This is a genomic window from Rhizobium bangladeshense, assembly GCF_001662075.1.
GTDB lineage: Bacteria > Pseudomonadota > Alphaproteobacteria > Rhizobiales > Rhizobiaceae > Rhizobium > Rhizobium bangladeshense_B.
The window spans coordinates 87,126-103,965 of sequence record NZ_LYPL01000013.1 but is presented as its reverse complement, the minus strand read 5'-3'; the positions used below and the strand labels follow the sequence as shown (position 1 = coordinate 103,965).

Sequence of the window (16,840 nt, the reverse complement as noted above, 5' to 3'; positions counted from 1 at the left end):
AGAGCGCTCCCCGCTTGCCTGTGACGGAGGATCACCATGTCTCATCCCCTTCTCGATGCCGCTGCTTCGGCTGGTCTTTATCTCGGCCGCGTCTGGAGCCCCGAGGCTGCCGGCCCGAGCATCGTAACGCTTCGCGAGGGGATGCTGGTCGACATTACCTCGCGCGACGCGCCGACGCTGAGCGCCCTGCTTGAAAAACAGGATGCCGCCGGCTTCGTCCGCGCGGCAAAGGGCAAGGCGGTCGGTTCCTTGGAGGAAGTCGCTGGCAACAGTACCGGGGCGCCGGATACGGCGCGTCCCTATCTGCTGGCGCCGGCCGACCTGCAGGCGGTCAAGGCCTGCGGCGTCACCTTCGCCCAGTCGATGATCGAGCGCGTCATCGAGGAGAAGGCGGCCGGTAATCCGGAGCGCGCCGCCTCGATCCGCGAGCGCGTCAGCACGCTGATCGGCGGCAGTCTCACCAATCTCAAGGCCGGTTCGCCGGAGGCCGCCAAGGTCAAGCAGGCCCTGATCGACGAAGGCATGTGGTCGCAATACCTCGAGGTCGGCATCGGTCCCGACGCCGAGGTCTTCACCAAGGCGCCGGTGCTGTCCTCGGTCGGCTGGGGTGCGGATGTCGGCCTGCATCCGATCTCGACCTGGAACAATCCCGAGCCGGAAATCGTGCTGGCGGCTAACAGCCGCGGCGAGATCAAGGGGGCCGCACTCGGCAATGACGTCAATCTGCGTGACGTCGAAGGCCGTTCGGCGCTCTTGCTCGGCAAGGCCAAGGACAATAACGCCTCCTGCGCGATCGGTCCCTTCATCCGCCTGTTCGATGCCGGTTACGGGCTGGATGATGTGCGCAGGGCGGAACTCGACCTCAAGGTCACGGGCCGCGATGGCTTCGTGCTCAACGGCAAAAGTTCGATGTCGCAGATCAGCCGCGATCCGACCGATCTCGTCAAACAGACGCTCGGGCCTCATCATCAGTATCCCGACGGTTTCATGCTCTTTCTCGGCACGCTGTTTGCGCCGACACAGGATCGCGACGCACCGAAACAGGGTTTCACGCACAAGATCGGCGATGTCGTCGAGATCTCCTCGGCCGGGCTCGGCACGCTCGTCAACACCGTGCGCCTCTCCACCGAATGCCCGCCCTGGACCTTCGGCATTTCGGCGTTGATGAGCAACCTGGCGAAGCGTGGATTGCTGTAACTACTGGTTCCGCCGCCTGCCCTGCAGCAGGTCGAGGACGGAGTTTGCCGCCTCGAGGACGTTGGTGCCTGGACCGAACACGGCCGCAACGCCGTGTTCGTGCAGGAATTCATAGTCCTGCCGCGGAATGACGCCGCCGCAGACGACGATGATGTCGCCGCCGCCCTTCTCCTTCAACCTGTCGATCAATTGCGGCAGCAGCGTCCTGTGGCCCGCTGCCAGCGACGACACGCCGACGACATTGACCTTTTCGTCAAGCGCCATGTCGACTGCCTCGTCCGGCGTCTGGAAAAGCGGTCCGGCAAGCACATCGAAGCCGATATCGCCGAACGCCGAAGCGATCACCTTGGCGCCACGGTCATGCCCGTCCTGGCCGAGCTTGGCGACCATGATCTTCGGCCGCTGACCGATCGCTTCAGTGACCTCCGCCATCCGGGTCTTCAGCACCGCGAGTTCCGGCTCGTTGTCATAGGCCTCGCCATAGACGCCCTTGATGACGGCAGGCGTGGCGGCATGGTCGCCGAAGGCATCGCGCATGGCATCGGAGATTTCGCCGACGGTGGCACGGGCTCGCGCCGCCTCGATCGCGGCTTCGAGCAGGTTGCCCCCGCCGCTGCGCGCCACTTCCGAAAGAGTGGCCAATGTCTCGCGCACGGCATTGCCGTCGCGCCGCCGCCTGGTCTCCTCGATCCGTTTGATCTGGGCGTTGCGCACCGCGCTGTTGTCGATCTTCAGAATGTCGATCTGCTGCTCGTTGTCGAGCCTGTAGCGGTTGACGCCGACGATGACCTCCTCGCCCTTGTCGACGGCAGCCTGGCGGCGCGCCGCCGCTTCCTCGATCAGCCGCTTCGGCAGGCCGTCATTGACGGCTTTCGTCATGCCGCCGAGAGCTTCCACCTCCTCGATCAGTGCCCAGGCCTTATCGGCAAGCTCCTTCGTCAGGCTCTCGACGTAATAGGAGCCTGCCAGCGGGTCGACCACCTTGGTGACGCCGGTTTCGTGGCTCAGGATGAGCTGGGTGTTGCGGGCGATGCGGGCGGAAAATTCCGTCGGCAGTGCGATCGCCTCGTCGAAGGAATTGGTGTGCAGCGATTGCGTGCCGCCGAGCACGGCCGACATCGCCTCGAAGGCGGTGCGGATGATGTTGTTATATGGATCCTGCTCCTGCAGTGACACGCCGGAGGTCTGGCAATGGGTGCGCAGCATCAGCGAGGACGCCTTCTTCGGCTGGAACTCCTCCATGATCCGGCTCCAGAGCAGCCGGGCGGCGCGCAGCTTCGCCGCCTCCATGAAGAAGTTCATGCCGATCGCGAAGAAAAAGGAGAGCCGTCCGGCAAAATCATCGACGTTGAGGCCCTTGGCGATCGCCGCCCTGACATATTCGCGGCCATCGGCCAGCGTGAAGGCGAGCTCCTGCACCAGCGTCGCACCGGCCTCCTGCATGTGATAGCCGGAGATCGAGATCGAGTTGAATTTCGGCATCTCCCTTGCCGTATATTCGATGATGTCGGCAACGATCCGCATCGAGGGTTCTGGCGGATAAATATAGGTGTTGCGGACCATGAACTCCTTGAGGATGTCGTTCTGGATGGTTCCCGACAGCTCGGCCCTCGGCACCCCCTGCTCCTCGCCGGCGACGATAAAGGAGGCGAGGATCGGGATGACGGCGCCGTTCATCGTCATCGACACCGACATTTCTCCGAGCGGAATGCCGTCGAATAGGATCTTCATGTCCTCGACGCTGTCGATCGCCACGCCTGCCTTGCCGACATCGCCTTCGACGCGCGGATGATCGCTGTCATAACCGCGATGGGTGGCGAGATCGAAGGCGACCGACAGGCCCTTCTGGCCGGCGGCCAGATTGCGGCGGTAGAAGGCGTTCGATTCTTCTGCCGTCGAGAAGCCGGCATATTGACGGATTGTCCACGGCCGGCCGGCATACATCGTGGCGCGCGGACCGCGGGTAAACGGCGCAAAGCCGGGCAGCGAGCCGAGATGCGCGGCGCCGTCGAGATCCTCGGCCGTATAGAGCGGCTTGACGGCAATGCCTTCCGGCGTCTGCCAGGTCAGCGTTTCGGGCGAGGCACGCAGCTCCTTCTGCGCAAGCTCCGCCCAATCCGACAGCGTCTTCTTCGTCATGCGTTCCTCCGGCTGCTTCATCGCCACCTTATCATTTCACAGGTGACTGATGCGATACAGCCTTAGGACTTTTCACGCGGGAAAGCATTCGCCGCTGTCATTCACCCACCGCTCCGGCGCTGGTCTATTTGCGGTCGAGCTTGGCGACCAGCCGGTCGCCAAGCCATTGCATGCCGCAGACGAGGACGATGAGGACGGCTACGACCGCGATCATCACGTTGGTGTCGAAGCGCTGATAACCATAGCGGATGGCAAGATCGCCGAGGCCGCCGGCGCCGATCGCGCCCGCCATGGCCGAAGCGCCGATCAGCGTCACCAGCGTGACCGTGAAGCCGGCGACGATGCCGGGCAGCGCTTCGGGCACCAGCACTTCGCGCACGATCGTCCAGCGGTTGCCGCCCATGGCGCGCACCGCATCGATCAGCCCGCGGTCGACCTCGCGCAGCGACACTTCGGCGATGCGGGCGTAATAGGGCGTCGCTGCGATGGCGAGCGGCACGACGGCCGCCCATGTGCCGAGCGCCGTGCCGACGATCAGCCGCGTCAGCGGGATCAGCGCCACCAGCAGGATGATGAAGGGCACCGAGCGGAAGCCGTTGATCACAGCGCCGAGCACACGGTTGATCCAGAGATTTTCAGCAATGCCGCCGCGTGCCGTGACGACGAGGGCAAGGCCGAGCGGCAGACCGGCGACGAGCGAAATCAGGCCGGAGGCGACGGTCATCAGGACCGTCTCCCAAAGCGAGCGGATCAGCAGTTCAAACATGATCGGCGTCATAACCAAGCACCTCCACCCGGGCGGACCGGGCCGTCAGAAATTGTTCGACCTTGCCGGCAAGCGCGGGGTCGCGCATGGGAACGGCGATGAAGAACCGTGCCACCGGCTGGTTCTGGATATGGTCGATGCCGCCATGGACGAGGCGGAAGGAATGCGGCAGCACCGCCGACAGCTCGGCAAACAGCGCGCCTTGCGCTTCAGGTCCGGCCAGATCGACACTGAGGATCGCCTCGCTGCCAGATGTCCCAGACAGCCGGCCGGCAATATGATCGGGAAGCTGCGGGCGGATGCCGCCGAGCAAGCTCTGCGTGATCGCTTGCTGCGGATTGGCAAAGACCGACCAGACTTGGCCCTGCTCGACGATCCGCCCGGCATCGATGACGGCGACACGATCGGCAATGCCGCGCACCACTTCCATCTCATGCGTGATCAGCAGAATGGTCAGGCCGAGTTTGCGGTTGATGTCTTTGAGCAAGGACAGGATCGACCGGGTCGTCTCGGGATCGAGCGCCGACGTCGCCTCGTCGGACAGCAGCAGCGCCGGGCGTGCCGCGAGCGCGCGGGCGATGCCGACGCGTTGCTTCTGGCCGCCGGAGAGCGATGCGGGATAGGCCTTCGCCTTATCGGCGAGGCCGACGAGATCGAGCAGTTCATGCGCCCGCTTCAGGCGCTCGGCCTTGGCAACGCCCTCGATCTTCAGCGGCAGTGCGACGTTTTCCTCCACCGTCTTGGCGGAAAGCAGGTTGAAGTGCTGGAAGATCATGCCGATGCGGCGGCGCAGCGGCTGCAGTTCCTGTTCTTGAAGCCCGGTGATATCGCGGCCTTCAATACGGATTTCGCCGCTGTCGGCGCGCTCTAGGCCGTTCAGGCAGCGGATCAGCGTCGACTTGCCGGCGCCGCTGCGGCCGATGATGCCGACAATCTCGCCCTTCTTCACGCTCAGCGAAATACCGTCGAGCGCCGCCGTGGTTCCGAACCGCCGCTTCACATCGACGAGCCTCACCACTTCTTCGGCCGTTGCTGCTTGCGGCTGCGGCTCGATTGTCGTGGCGGAAACAAAGGAATTCATCTGCTTTTTCCTTAAAAACGCCAAAGGCGGTCCCGGCAAGAAACGCCCGGACCGCCTTTCGGCAGGCCTTAACCCCAGCCGAGTTTCGGATCAATAGGCGCTGAGGCCCGTCCCCTTATAGACTTTGTCGAATTCGGCCTTGACGGTGTCGTTCTGATAAGACGACACAAGCGTCTTGACCCAGTCCGCATCCTTGTTCTCGTCCTTGACGGCGATGAAATTGCGGTATGGATTATCGGCGACCGGCTCCTGCGCGATGCGTTCGGCCGGAGAAAGGCCGCTCTTCAAAGCCCAATCGGTATTGACGACGCCGGCATCGAGATCATCGATCGAACGGCCGACGATGCCGGCATCGAGCTCCTTGATCTCGATCTTCTTCGGATTGTCGCTGACGTCGGCGACGGTCGCGAGAATGCCCGTGCCGTCCTTCAGCTTGATCAGGCCTTCGTTCTGAAGAACGCGCAGCGCCCGGCCTTCATTCGAGGGATCGTTCGGGACGCCGATGACCGCACCTTCCGGGATTTCGGCGACGGATTTGTATTTCTTGCTGTAGAGGCCGATCGGCCAGACCCCGGTAAAGCCGGCGCGGACGATATGATAGCCGTGCTGCTGGATCTGGTTATCGAGATAGGGCTGATGCTGGAAGGCGTTGGCATCGATCTCGCCCTGCTCCAGCGCTTCGTTCGGCTGTGTGTAGTCGTTGAAGACGACGGTCTCGATCTTGAGGCCTTTCTTGGCCGCCTCGCTCGTGACGACACGCCAGATGTCCTCCTCTTCGCCGGCCATGATTCCGACCTTGATCGACTTGTCCTCGGCGAAGGAGGGAGCGGGTGCTGCAAAGGTAAAAAGTGCGGCTGCTGAAACGGCGGCGGCGGCAAGAACCGCCCGGCGCGAAAGCTGTAGTCCGTGAAGTTTTTTGTTGTTGGTCATTATTACATCCCGTCTGACTGAATGAGGCAGAACGCCCCGAGCGCGCTGAGCATCGCAAATGCGCGGATCAGGGGCGAAGCACGAAAGTCTGATGTGAAGGAAGAGCCTGAAAAACTCTTGCCCTGCCTCCAATATCGGCAGGATTAATTTCCATTAAATTTATGGATTAATTGCGGCCATTTAAGCATGTCCTAAAGAATGAAGGCTGCGCTTGAGGGGCGCGCTCGCCGAGATCGTGATGGCGCAGCGCCTGTCCAAGCGTGGGGCGACATCAGGGAAAAGCCATGCAATCCCCCATCCAGATTCGGAGGAAATCTTCGCATTGGTTGCGGACTATATAGCCTCAGGCCGGTTTCTGCTTCGGGATGCGCGGCAGGAAGATCGTGAGCAGGCCGAGCAACGGCAGGTAGGAGCAGATGCGGTAGACGAAGTCGATGCCGTGCGTATCGGCAAAATCACCGAGCAGCGCCGCACCAAGCCCCCCTGCCCCGAACGCGAAGCCGAAGAAGACGCCGGCGATCAGGCCGACGCGGCCGGGCACCAGCTCTTGAGCAAAAACCACGATCGCCGAAAACGCCGAAGCGAAGATCAGGCCGATGACGACGCTGAGCACCCCCGTCCAGAGAAGATTCGCATAGGGCAGCAGCAATGCGAAGGGGATGACGCCGAGGATGGAAAACCAGATGACGAAACGGGCACCGAAGCGATCGCCGATCGGTCCGCCGAGGAAAGTGCCGACGGCAACCGAGCCGAGGAACAGGAAGAGCATCAGCTGCGCCTGCTGCACGCTGAGTTCGAATCTGTCGATGACATAGAAGGTGAAGTAGCTGGAGACGCTCGCCATGTAGACGTTCTTCGTTGCCGTCAGCAGCACCAGGATCAGCAGTGCCCAGACGACCCTGTTCTGCGGCAGCGGCAGGGTTCGACTGACGGCAGGTCTGCTGGCGTTCTGGCGCCTATGGCTCATGTACCAGTTGCCCACCCAGCTCAGCACGATCATGCCGACCATGGCGATGGCGGCAAACCAGGACACGCTGTGCTGGCCGAGGGGCAGCACGATGAATGCGGCGAGCAGCGGACCGATCGCTTGGCCGGCATTGCCACCGACTTGGAAAAAGGACTGGGCAAAACCGTGGCGACCGCCGGAGGCAAGACGGGCAACACGCGAGGATTCCGGATGAAAGACCGCCGAACCGAAGCCGATCAGGCTTGCTGCCACCAGCAGCAGTGCGAAACTGCCGGCGTTGCCGAGCAGAATGAGGCCGCAAAAGGTGCTCGCCATGCCGACCGGCAGAGAATAGGGCATCGGCCAGCGATCGGTGACGATTCCGACCAGGGGCTGCAGCAAAGAAGCGGTGACCTGAAACGTCATGGTAAGAAGGCCGATCTGCACGAAGTCCAGATCGTAATTCGCCTTGAACAGCGGATAAAGCGAGGCGAGCAGCGACTGCATGATGTCGTTCAGCATATGGCAGAAGCTGACCGCCATCAGAATAGACATCGTCGTTTTTTCGAAACGGGGCGCGCCTTCGGCAACGGTTGCCATCAATATCACTCCTGAACGGGCACGATCGGTGCGGTGCTGCGTCGTGTTCGATAGATTTGTGGCGATCGGGGGCTGGCCAGACTGTCGCGCGACGGTCGCTGAGAAGCATTTAACCCACGCCTGGCAGCAATCGCCAGCCCGGTTTCTCCGGGATCGGTACGGCTTTTGTTCGATTTTTCTTCCGTCGAGCCGGTTCTTGCGCTGTCTCCCCTTCCGATGGAGGTTTTCATATCACAGTCAGCCGGGATCATCGCATATGTGGTATGCTATATGGAAACAAGCGTGGAAAACCGCTCAGAGCGGCACTACAGCTGCGGCGATTGAAATGCGATCGAGGCTGACAATACGCGATGAATGTCAAGACACCGAATGCCATAGACAGCTATGTGGGAGCGCGCATCCGAACGCGCCGACAGCTGCTCGGAATGAGCCAGGAGCGGCTTGCCGAGCAGATCGGCGTGACCTTTCAGCAGGTTCAGAAATACGAAAAGGGCATCAATCGCATCGGCGCGAGTCGTTTGCAGCGGATCGCCGAAGTGCTTCACACCTCGCCCAGCTTCTTTTTCGAGCAGGGCGACTCCGAGGCGTTGGCGGTGCGAGGGCTGGATGCACCGGACCATGCCGATCCGGTGGCCGAATTCCTGCGAACCAAAGAGGGGCTGGTGCTCAATCGTGCCTTTCTGAAGATCGCCGATCCCCAGATCCGTTCAACGATCATCGCACTGGTGACGGCGATGGGGCAGGCGGAAGGCCGCGGTCCGACACTGGCTGCCTCCATCGGGGATATCACCCACCCGCTCGGAGAGTGACCGGACAGAACGGCAATCGCGTGTGAGTTCAGTCATTTGTGTCGGGGGTTTGCAGTCTCGACGTTGCGATCTCGGTACAATGCCGTTGTTGCAGCCTGGTCTCGTCCGATTCGGCCTGTGAATGCGCGATTGCGGCACCGGCCAAGGGCGCGTCCGCTTGGGCAAGTGCTTGAAAAAGATTGGACAACTTCTTGATAGGGTCTTGTTAACCCTATTTGCCTTGCCACTGCTCCAGAATCGGCGCTAAATGCGGTTTCAAAGCACGTAGAGCTTTTAAATCGCATTTTCGAGATTTCCATGAATATGGCACCGCAAATAGAGAAAGCAATTTCCGATGTCGACCAGTTGATCATCGGTCAGGCGCAGGAACTATCCGACAAGCTGAAGCAGCATCGGCTCGAAATGTTTCCGCCGCGGGCGCTGAAAGGGCTCAGGGAATTTCAGCTTGCCGAAGTGGCGCGGTTTCTCGGCGTGACCAGCGGCTATCTTCGCAATCTGTCGTTGGAGGGCAAGGGTGCCCTCCCCCAGGTTACCCCGTCGGGCCGTCGGTCCTATACGGCGGAGCAGATGGAAGAGATGCGCGCCTTTCTCGAGCACAATGCACGCGCCGGAACACATTATGTGCGCCATCGCCGCGGCCACGAACATCTGCAGGTCGTCGCCGTCGTCAACTTCAAGGGCGGCAGCGGCAAGACGACAAGTGCGGCGCATCTTGCCCAGCACCTTGCCCTGACGGGTCACCGCGTCCTTGCCGTCGATCTCGACCCGCAGGCGTCCCTCTCGGCCATCCACGGCTTTCAGCCGGAGTTCGACGTCAACGAGAACGAGACGCTCTACGCTGCCATTCGCTACGACGATCGGCGGAGGCCGCTGCGGGACGTGATCCGCCCGACCAATTTCCCGAACCTTCATTTGGTGCCGGGCAACCTCGAGCTGATGGAATTCGAGCATGACACGCCGCGGGTCCTCGCTCAGGGCAAGGCAGGCGACTATGGACGCGTCTTCTTCGCCCGGCTGGATGAGGCGCTTTCTTCGGTCGCCGACGACTACGACGTCGTCATCATCGACTGCCCTCCCCAGCTCGGCTTTTTGACCATGAGCGCCATTTGCGGCGCGACGGCGGTCCTGATCACCGTTCATCCGCAGATGCTCGATGTCATGTCGATGTGCCAGTTCCTGCAGATGCTCGGTGAAGTGTTAAACACGCTGAAGGGCGCCGGCGGCAACATGAATCTCGACTGGCTGCGTTATCTCGTGACCCGCTACGATCCGCAGGATGGGCCGCAGACACAGATGGTCGCGTTCATGCGGTCGATGTTCAAAAACCACGTGCTCACCAATCCGATGTTGCGCAGCGTGGCGATTTCAGATGCGGCGATGACCAACCAGACACTTTACGAGGTCGAGCGAAGTCAGTTTACCCGGGCGACCTATGACCGCGCCATGGAGGCAATGGATGCGGTCAACACCGAAATTGTCGATCTGATCCACAAGGCGTGGGGGCGGAAATGACCAGGAAGTTTACTGCGGTAAACCGGGGCGGGGAGATGGCTGATGGCACGTAAAAATCTCCTCTCCGGCCTGATGGACGACTCCAAGAAGTTTACTGCGGTAAACAATGAGGATGAGCCGACCCATCGCGATGAGAGACAGCACATCACCTATAAAGGGATCGGCGCTCTCGGGGCCGTCACGCGCAGCATTGATGCGCTGGCTGCGAAGGCTGATGCAGCCAGGGCGATCGAGGAGCAATTGGCGAGCGGCGAGACGGTGGTCGATCTCGATCCCGCGCTGATCGAAGATTCCTTCGTGACGGATCGGTTGGTCCATACCGACGAGCAGTTCCGCGAACTGGTCGAGGCGATTCGCCTGCGCGGCCAGGATTCGCCGATCCTCGTGCGTCCGCACCCCGAGAAAGACGGCCGATATCAGATTGCCTTCGGGCATCGCCGCGCACGCGCTGCAAAAGAGCTTGGCCGTCCCGTCCGCGCGGTGGTCAAGAAGCTCGACGATCGCGACCACGTCATTGCTCAGGGACAGGAGAATTCGGCGCGCGCCGATTTGTCCTTCATCGAGAGGACGATGTTTGCCGACAGGCTCGATACGCTGGGCTTCGACCGGGAAACGATCATGTCGGCCCTCAGTGCCGACAAGACCACGGTTTCCAAGATGCTGTCCGTCACCAAACGGATTCCAGCCGAAGTCCTGGTTGCGATCGGCGCGGCCAAGACCATCGGCCGCGATCGCTGGCACGATCTGTCGGTGAAGTTCGAGACTGGAAACATCGCCGCCCGGGCGATCGAGTTTACCGGGTCGGTGGAGTTCGAGACGGCGGAGCCGGACGCTCGCTTCGACATGCTCGTGGCCTTCATCACCAGGAAACATCAAGCCTCGTCCACCGCCGCGCTTCAGCCCGTGGCCCACGCCTGGCAGCACAAGGATGGAGCCGTCAAGGCGAAGATCAAGGATGATGGAAGACAGTTCACCATCGCGCTAAAGGCGGAAAAGGCATCTGCCTTTGGAGCCTACATCGCCAGCAATCTGGATCGCCTGTACGAGGCGTTCGAGAAGACGCAGGATTCGACGAAGAACGGAGATCATTAAGCAAAAGAAAAGGCCCCCGAACGTTGCCGTCGCGGAAGCCCTCTCTGATCTAGACACCCAGAGAATCACATTTCCGCGAATCATAGTCAAGAGTCTTTGGCACCGAATTTGGTGAGCCGTGATCTTTTGCCTTGAAGAAGGCGAAGAAAATGGAAAGCGGAAATGTGACGACGCCCTTCGGGCGGCGGCCGATGACGTTTGGCATGTTGGCAAGCCAGACGGCGGCTCGAAAAATCGAGCCCGGTCAATCGATCGACAAGTGGAAACTCTACCGCGCCCTGTGTGAGGCCAAGCCGCTGCTCGGCATCACCGACCGGGCGCTCGCCATCCTCAACGCGCTGTTGAGCTTCTATCCCAAGGGAGAGCTCTCCGAGGAAAATGGGCTTGTCGTATTCCCGTCTAACGCCCAGCTTTCCCTACGCGCACATGGGATGGCGGAGCAGACGATCCGCCGCCACCTGGCGAGCCTGATCGAGGCCGGACTGCTGATCCGCAAGGACAGCCCGAACGGCAAGCGTTATGCCCGCAAGGAGCACGGCGGGGACATCCGCGAGGCATTCGGTTTCTCATTGGCGCCGCTGCTCGCGCGCGCCGACGAGATCGAGCGGCTGGCGGCGGAGGTGACGGCCGAACGGTTGCATCTACAGCGGCTCAGAGAGCGTCTGACGCTATGCCGTCGCGACGTCGCTAAGCTCATCGAGATGGCGCTGGAAGAGGGGATCGCCGGCGACTGGGGCCGGATCCATCTGCATTTCCGTGATGTCGTCGAGCGACTGCCACGCTCGCCATCCGCCGCACAGATCACTGCAGCACTCGACGAACTGGAGCTGCTGCGCGAGGAAATCACCAATCAGTTGGAAATGCAGGAAGAAACACAAAATCAAAGCGGCAATGCCCCACATTATGAGCGGCACATACAGAATTCAAACCCACATTCCATTACTGAACTTGAACCAGGCTTCGAAACGAAGCAGGGCGCAACGGCGGATGATCGATCGGCAGGTCGGGCCGAACCGGCAGCCCGAATGCAGAAAGGGGAAGGGACGAACGGCCATGTCCAGGCCGCCAGATCTGCCTCCATTGGCAGCAGCGCGCTCAAATCCTTCCCCCTGGGCCTGGTGCTGCAGGCCTGCCCCGAGATCGCGGCCTACGGACCGCAGGGCGCGATCGGCTCCTGGCGCGATCTGATGGCCGCGGCGGTGGTCGTTCGTTCGATGCTCGGTGTCAGTCCGTCGGCCTACGAACAGGCCTGTGAGATCATGGGGCCGGAAAACGCGGCCACTGTCGTGGCTTGCGTTCTCGAAAGGGCAGGGCACATCAACTCCGCCGGCGGCTATCTCCGCGACTTGACGCGCCGTGCCGAAAGAGGAGAGTTTGCCATCGGCCCGATGTTGATGGCCCTTGCCCGCACCAATGTGCCGGTGAGAGGCAAAACGGGATGAGATTCCTGGTGGCCTTTGCTGCGAGAATTTATGGTTAACGAAGTGTGACGGAACTAAAGAGGGAAATAGCTTCTCATTGGCGCCTTCTCCCTTTGCGATCATTAGGTTACATATTTCTGGTTGGCGGGGCGGGGGAGCGGAACTGGCCGATGAGCGGCCGGGCGTTCCATTGAGGAACGGCAGCTACTGGAGTTGACGCGAAACGCCTTTTTGACGATACGGCGCGTTGGGGCGTTGGCGAAATCCCCATGAGGTGATGAAACAATTGGGGAGCATGGGTTTGAAACGGGCGGTCGATTTCCTTCTGGCTGTGGTCGCGTCAGTCATCCTGCTGGTTCCGATCCTTGTCGTCGCTCTCTGTGTCCGGCTGACCTCGACCGGGCCAATCCTCTACTGGTCAAAACGTGTCGGCCGCTTCAATCAGATCTTTCTGATGCCGAAATTTCGCAGCATGCGCGTCGACACGCCGACGGTTGCCACACATCTGCTCGAGAATCCCGATCGGTTTCTGACACCCATCGGTTCGTTTTTGCGCAAATCGAGCCTCGACGAATTGCCGCAGCTCTGGTGCATTCTGCAGGGCAATATGAGTTTTGTCGGGCCTCGGCCGGCGCTCTACAATCAGCATGATCTGATTGAATTGCGGACAGCCCACGGCGTCGATAAACTCCTGCCCGGATTGACCGGTTGGGCGCAGATCAACGGCCGCGACGAGTTGCCGATTCCGGAGAAGGTGAAATTCGATGTCGAATATCTTCAGCGGCGCTCGTTCGCTTTCGACATGCGCATTCTGTTTCTGACGGCCGGCAAGGTGATCGGCCGCAAGGGAATAAGGCATTAAGTTACCAACTTCCGATAGATAAGCGGTGCGGAAGACCTTGATTTCCGATTATTTCAGTTGCGCTCGTTGTAGAAAATGACAAGAAGGTGATTGTCTGATTGATCTGCGAGACGCTGGGAAGCAATGCCTGAAAATACCCCCACTGAGACGCCACGCTCAGCATGGTTCTTAGTGCCGATGCAGGCGCTTGTCGCGCCTCTGCTGGCGATGCCGCGTGCTGCCAAACGCGCGCTTGCCTTGCTCGTGGATTCCAGTCTTTGTGTCCTGACGATCTGGCTGGCCTATTGCTTCCGCTTGAACGAATGGACGGTCCTGACCGGCGTGCAGTGGCTGCCGGTCTTCGTTTCCTTGTGCATGGCCCTTCCCATCTTCATCGTCATGGGCATGTATCGGGCGATCTTTCGTTATGCCAATATGGCCGCTTTCATCGCGGTTCTAAAGGCGATTGCGATCTACGGCGTCGCCTTCATGACGATATTTACGGCGCTCAGCGTCCCCGGCGTTCCGAGAACCGTCGGTATTCTCCAGCCCTTCCTGCTGCTGATCGCGATCGGTCTGTCTCGGTTGGGTATCCGCTATTGGCTCGGCGATACCTATCAGCGGATCCTGCACCAGAATACGCTCGCCAAGGTGCTGATCTACGGAGCAGGGAATTCCGGCCGACAACTCGCCGGCGCTCTGACGAACAGCGCCGAACTCAATGTCGTCGGCTACCTGGATGATGATCCGCGTCTTAAGGGCGGCATCATGGGCGGCTTGCCGATCTACGACCCGTCGGACCTTCCGGTGCTCGCCGAAGCTCTTGGCGTGCACAACGTGCTTCTTGCTCTGCCATCCGCATCGCGGCAGCGGCGCAACGAGATCCTCGAGCGCATCCGCAAAGCCAGGGTGAATGTTCGGACATTGCCGGATCTCACGGCGCTTGCTCAGGGCCGTGTCGCGGTCTCCGACATTCGTGAGCTGGAGATCGAAGACCTGCTGGGAAGGGAAGCGGTGGCGCCGCGGCAGGAATTGCTCGACAAGGCGATGCGCAAAAAGGTGGTTATGGTCACCGGCGCCGGCGGTTCCATCGGCGGTGAACTTTGTCGCCAGATTCTGCGCAATGCGCCTTCGACCCTCATCCTCATCGATCAGAACGAGTTTTCGCTTTATAATATTCACGCCGAATTGCTAAAGCTGGCCGAACTTTACCAGCAGGAAAGCCTGCAGATCGTTCCGATCCTTTGTTCCGTCCGCGACCATGACCGCATGGAACATATCATGCAGAGCTGGCGGCCTCAGACGCTCTATCATGCCGCCGCTTACAAGCATGTGCCTCTTGTCGAACACAATGCCGTGGAGGGCATCAAGAACAACGTCATGGGGACGCTGATCACTGCACGCGCGGCGAACAAATGCGGCGTCTTGAATTTTGTGCTGATCAGCACGGACAAAGCCGTGCGTCCGACGAATGTGATGGGCGCCAGCAAGAGGCTGGCGGAGATGGTTCTGCAGGCGCTTGCCGCAGAATCGGCCGTTGACAGAGTGCGCACGAATTTCTCCATGGTCCGGTTCGGAAACGTGCTCGGTTCCTCCGGATCCGTCGTGCCGCTGTTCCGGCAGCAGATCAAGGAAGGCGGGCCGGTTACCCTGACCCACCCGAAAATAACCCGCTACTTCATGACCATTTCGGAGGCCTCGCAACTGGTCATTCAGGCGGGCGCGATGGCCGAGGGCGGGGATGTTTTCCTGCTCGACATGGGCGAGCCCGTCCGCATCGCAGACCTCGCCCGCAAGATGGTCGAGCTTTCGGGATTGACCGTCCGCGACGAGGATAATCCCGAAGGGGACATCGAGCTTTCCGTTACCGGCCTGAGGCCCGGCGAGAAGCTTTATGAAGAACTGTTGATCGGCGATAACCCTGAGACAACTGAACATCCCCGGATTATGAAGGCGCGCGAGGATTTCCTGTTCTGGCCGGAGCTTTCCAAGAAGCTCAGCTTGCTCAATGCGGCATTGGATCGAAACGATATGGTCGCGGCACGCGCGACCTTGGCAGAACTCGTCTCCGGCTATTCCTCAACCGGTGAGGTTTCGGATCTTGCCTTCACCGGCGCCGAAACCGTTCCGGCGGCCTGAAGACGACAACGCGCAAGCGTTGAGCGTGGGAATTCAGCTTCGCACCACGGGCGCGAAGACTGTGCTGCCCCGATCCAGGCAAATCAGTGCGACCATATAGGCGAAGATCGGATCCAGTGCCTTTTGGTTGAACATAATGCCGACGCTGCCGGTAACAATGTAGCTGCTGGTGAGCAGAAGAGCGAGCGTTATGGACAGGTCCCTGCCAGGACCGGGTTCCTTTTTCCACGCGGCTATCAAGGGCGCCAGGAGCAGCAGCGAAAGCGCCGCGATGCCGACAACGCCGGCGTCAATTCCCGCTGTCAGAAAGCCGTTATGGACATGCGAGAAGGTCAAGTATGGCCGCATGCTGTCTGGCAGTTCCGCCAAGACCGAGGCCATCCTGTTTTGCGGGCCATAACCGGTCAACGGGTCCTTGCTGATTGCCGACAGTGCGCCTTTGTACAATGCGACCCGTGCGCTGAGTGAGGTAATCTCACCTTCACTGCGTTCAAGCGCTGCCATATTTTCCTGCAGCGCGTGGATGCGGTGGATGATCTGGCCGCTGCCCAGCGCGATAAGTCCAGCAAACAGCAAAGAGCCGGTGATGGCGAGACTGCGCAAACTCAAATGGAAGCTATGTTTGCGAAAATACCAGAGAAGGATGACAAGATGGACGGGAATGGCCAGCCACGCCGAACGCGTTCCCGAAAGCAGCACGCAGCCGAGGCCAGCGGCATATCCCAAGATCGCAATTCTTTGCTCGACGCTTTTCGGAGATTGAACGTTAAGAAGCGCAACGCCGCCGAAAAGAAGGCCTATGATTCCGAGGAGTGCGGCATTCGACGTCCCAGCCTCTGCTCTCTCCATCAGAAACATGATCTGCACCAGGCTGATGAGAAAGGTAACGATCATGCCGATCCCGGCACCGAGGATAAACAGCGGCAAGAGGCGGCCATCGGGAGATTGGCGCATTCGCGGCAATATCAGCCAGATCGAAAAGAAGGGCAGGAGCCGGAATATCCAGTCCGCCACTTCGGAATAGGGCGGGTTGATGAAGATGCTGGCGATCATCACCAGCGGGTAGATCGTCATGCAGATGGCAACTGCCCGGTCCGATTTCGACAGGTTCAGAGGAAAGCGGGCTGTCGCCAGTAAGTAGATGCCCGATAGCATCGACCCGAGGAGGATGAAGCCGTTGAAATTAGGTGAAAGTCCGGGCAGGATTGCAAAGAGAAAAACCGCAATGCCGTTGGTTCGATCAAGCGTGCTTCCAGACCCGCCCCCGGGATGAAGTACCGCAATCACGAGTTGCCTGAAATAATTCACTTTGCTGATCCTGAGGTGTCGTTGATCCAGCCTCGCTAAGGACCGACGTCACCGCTGTC

The 16,840-nt window shown here is 60.4% G+C and carries 13 protein-coding genes; 7 read left to right on the top strand and 6 right to left on the bottom strand.

Annotation, left to right across the window (positions count from 1 at the left end; genetic code table 11):
• Nucleotides 1-36: 36 nt before the first annotated feature.
• Nucleotides 37-1,197 carry a fumarylacetoacetate hydrolase family protein gene (locus tag A7X77_RS23430; protein WP_064685233.1) on the top strand — a complete coding sequence of 387 codons (1,161 nt, stop codon included), beginning with the start codon at nucleotides 37-39 and terminating at the stop codon, nucleotides 1,195-1,197.
• Here the strand turns inward: A7X77_RS23430 and scpA are convergent, their stop codons facing one another.
• From scpA to A7X77_RS23405, 5 genes are all read right to left on the bottom strand, one after another.
• A complete protein-coding gene (scpA, locus tag A7X77_RS23425) occupies nucleotides 1,198-3,336 on the bottom strand; it encodes a methylmalonyl-CoA mutase (protein WP_064685340.1) in 2,139 nt (712 codons plus the stop codon). It lies immediately after the preceding gene.
• Nucleotides 3,337-3,460: 124 nt separating this feature from the next.
• Complete coding sequence (locus A7X77_RS23420) at nucleotides 3,461-4,114, bottom strand: methionine ABC transporter permease (protein WP_064685232.1); 654 nt, start codon at nucleotides 4,112-4,114, stop codon at nucleotides 3,461-3,463.
• Nucleotides 4,095-5,183, bottom strand: a complete 1,089-nt coding sequence (locus A7X77_RS23415) for a methionine ABC transporter ATP-binding protein (protein WP_064685231.1) — start codon at nucleotides 5,181-5,183, stop codon at nucleotides 4,095-4,097. Before A7X77_RS23415 ends, A7X77_RS23420 begins: the two co-directional genes overlap by 20 nt.
• Before the next feature lie 90 nt (nucleotides 5,184-5,273).
• Entirely contained in the window at nucleotides 5,274-6,113 is an 840-nt protein-coding gene (locus A7X77_RS23410; RefSeq protein WP_064685230.1) for a MetQ/NlpA family lipoprotein, read from the bottom strand.
• A 343-nt stretch (nucleotides 6,114-6,456) separates the two neighbouring features.
• Nucleotides 6,457-7,659, bottom strand: a complete 1,203-nt coding sequence (locus A7X77_RS23405) for an MFS transporter (protein ID WP_064685229.1) — start codon at nucleotides 7,657-7,659, stop codon at nucleotides 6,457-6,459.
• 350 nt (nucleotides 7,660-8,009) lie between these two features.
• Here A7X77_RS23405 and A7X77_RS23400 point away from each other — a divergent pair, with 350 nt between their 5' ends.
• From A7X77_RS23400 to A7X77_RS23375, 6 genes are all read left to right on the top strand, one after another.
• Complete coding sequence (locus A7X77_RS23400) at nucleotides 8,010-8,468, top strand: helix-turn-helix domain-containing protein (RefSeq protein ID WP_064685228.1); 459 nt, start codon at nucleotides 8,010-8,012, stop codon at nucleotides 8,466-8,468.
• Between the two features lie 297 nt (nucleotides 8,469-8,765).
• The gene (gene repA, locus A7X77_RS23395; RefSeq protein ID WP_064685227.1) at nucleotides 8,766-9,980 is read left to right on the top strand and encodes a plasmid partitioning protein RepA; all 1,215 of its coding nucleotides are present in this window, start codon (nucleotides 8,766-8,768) and stop codon (nucleotides 9,978-9,980) included.
• A gap of 42 nt (nucleotides 9,981-10,022) precedes the next feature.
• On the top strand, nucleotides 10,023-11,072 hold the full coding sequence (gene repB / locus A7X77_RS23390; RefSeq protein ID WP_064685226.1) for a plasmid partitioning protein RepB: 1,050 nt from the start codon (nucleotides 10,023-10,025) through the stop codon (nucleotides 11,070-11,072).
• Nucleotides 11,073-11,221: 149 nt separating this feature from the next.
• Nucleotides 11,222-12,514, top strand: coding sequence for a plasmid replication protein RepC (gene repC, locus A7X77_RS23385; RefSeq protein WP_064685225.1), 1,293 nt, complete (start codon nucleotides 11,222-11,224; stop codon nucleotides 12,512-12,514).
• A 274-nt stretch (nucleotides 12,515-12,788) separates the two neighbouring features.
• The gene (locus tag A7X77_RS23380; RefSeq protein WP_064685224.1) at nucleotides 12,789-13,355 is read left to right on the top strand and encodes a sugar transferase; all 567 of its coding nucleotides are present in this window, start codon (nucleotides 12,789-12,791) and stop codon (nucleotides 13,353-13,355) included.
• A 123-nt stretch (nucleotides 13,356-13,478) separates the two neighbouring features.
• Nucleotides 13,479-15,473, top strand: a complete 1,995-nt coding sequence (locus tag A7X77_RS23375) for a polysaccharide biosynthesis protein (protein ID WP_064685223.1) — start codon at nucleotides 13,479-13,481, stop codon at nucleotides 15,471-15,473.
• Nucleotides 15,474-15,506: 33 nt separating this feature from the next.
• On the opposite strand, the gene A7X77_RS23370 is transcribed toward A7X77_RS23375, so the two are convergent.
• Nucleotides 15,507-16,781: an O-antigen ligase family protein gene (locus A7X77_RS23370; protein ID WP_064685222.1), complete on the bottom strand. Its 1,275-nt coding sequence runs from the start codon at nucleotides 16,779-16,781 to the stop codon at nucleotides 15,507-15,509.
• Nucleotides 16,782-16,840 lie beyond the last annotated feature (59 nt).

Bases quoted from the DNA above. Each gene is read 5' to 3' on its own strand.
- A7X77_RS23420 (WP_064685232.1), bottom strand. From the start codon at position 4,114: ATGACGCCGATCATGTTTGAACTGCTGATCCGCTCGCTTTGGGAGACG.
- A7X77_RS23380 (WP_064685224.1), top strand. From the start codon at position 12,789: ATGGGTTTGAAACGGGCGGTCGATTTCCTTCTGGCTGTGGTCGCGTCA.
- repB (WP_064685226.1), top strand. From the start codon at position 10,023: ATGGCACGTAAAAATCTCCTCTCCGGCCTGATGGACGACTCCAAGAAG.
- A7X77_RS23410 (WP_064685230.1), bottom strand. From the start codon at position 6,113: ATGACCAACAACAAAAAACTTCACGGACTACAGCTTTCGCGCCGGGCG.
- A7X77_RS23405 (WP_064685229.1), bottom strand. From the start codon at position 7,659: ATGGCAACCGTTGCCGAAGGCGCGCCCCGTTTCGAAAAAACGACGATG.
- A7X77_RS23400 (WP_064685228.1), top strand. From the start codon at position 8,010: ATGAATGTCAAGACACCGAATGCCATAGACAGCTATGTGGGAGCGCGC.
- repA (WP_064685227.1), top strand. From the start codon at position 8,766: ATGAATATGGCACCGCAAATAGAGAAAGCAATTTCCGATGTCGACCAG.
- scpA (WP_064685340.1), bottom strand. From the start codon at position 3,336: ATGACGAAGAAGACGCTGTCGGATTGGGCGGAGCTTGCGCAGAAGGAG.
- A7X77_RS23415 (WP_064685231.1), bottom strand. From the start codon at position 5,183: ATGAATTCCTTTGTTTCCGCCACGACAATCGAGCCGCAGCCGCAAGCA.
- A7X77_RS23375 (WP_064685223.1), top strand. From the start codon at position 13,479: ATGCCTGAAAATACCCCCACTGAGACGCCACGCTCAGCATGGTTCTTA.
- A7X77_RS23430 (WP_064685233.1), top strand. From the start codon at position 37: ATGTCTCATCCCCTTCTCGATGCCGCTGCTTCGGCTGGTCTTTATCTC.
- repC (WP_064685225.1), top strand. From the start codon at position 11,222: ATGGAAAGCGGAAATGTGACGACGCCCTTCGGGCGGCGGCCGATGACG.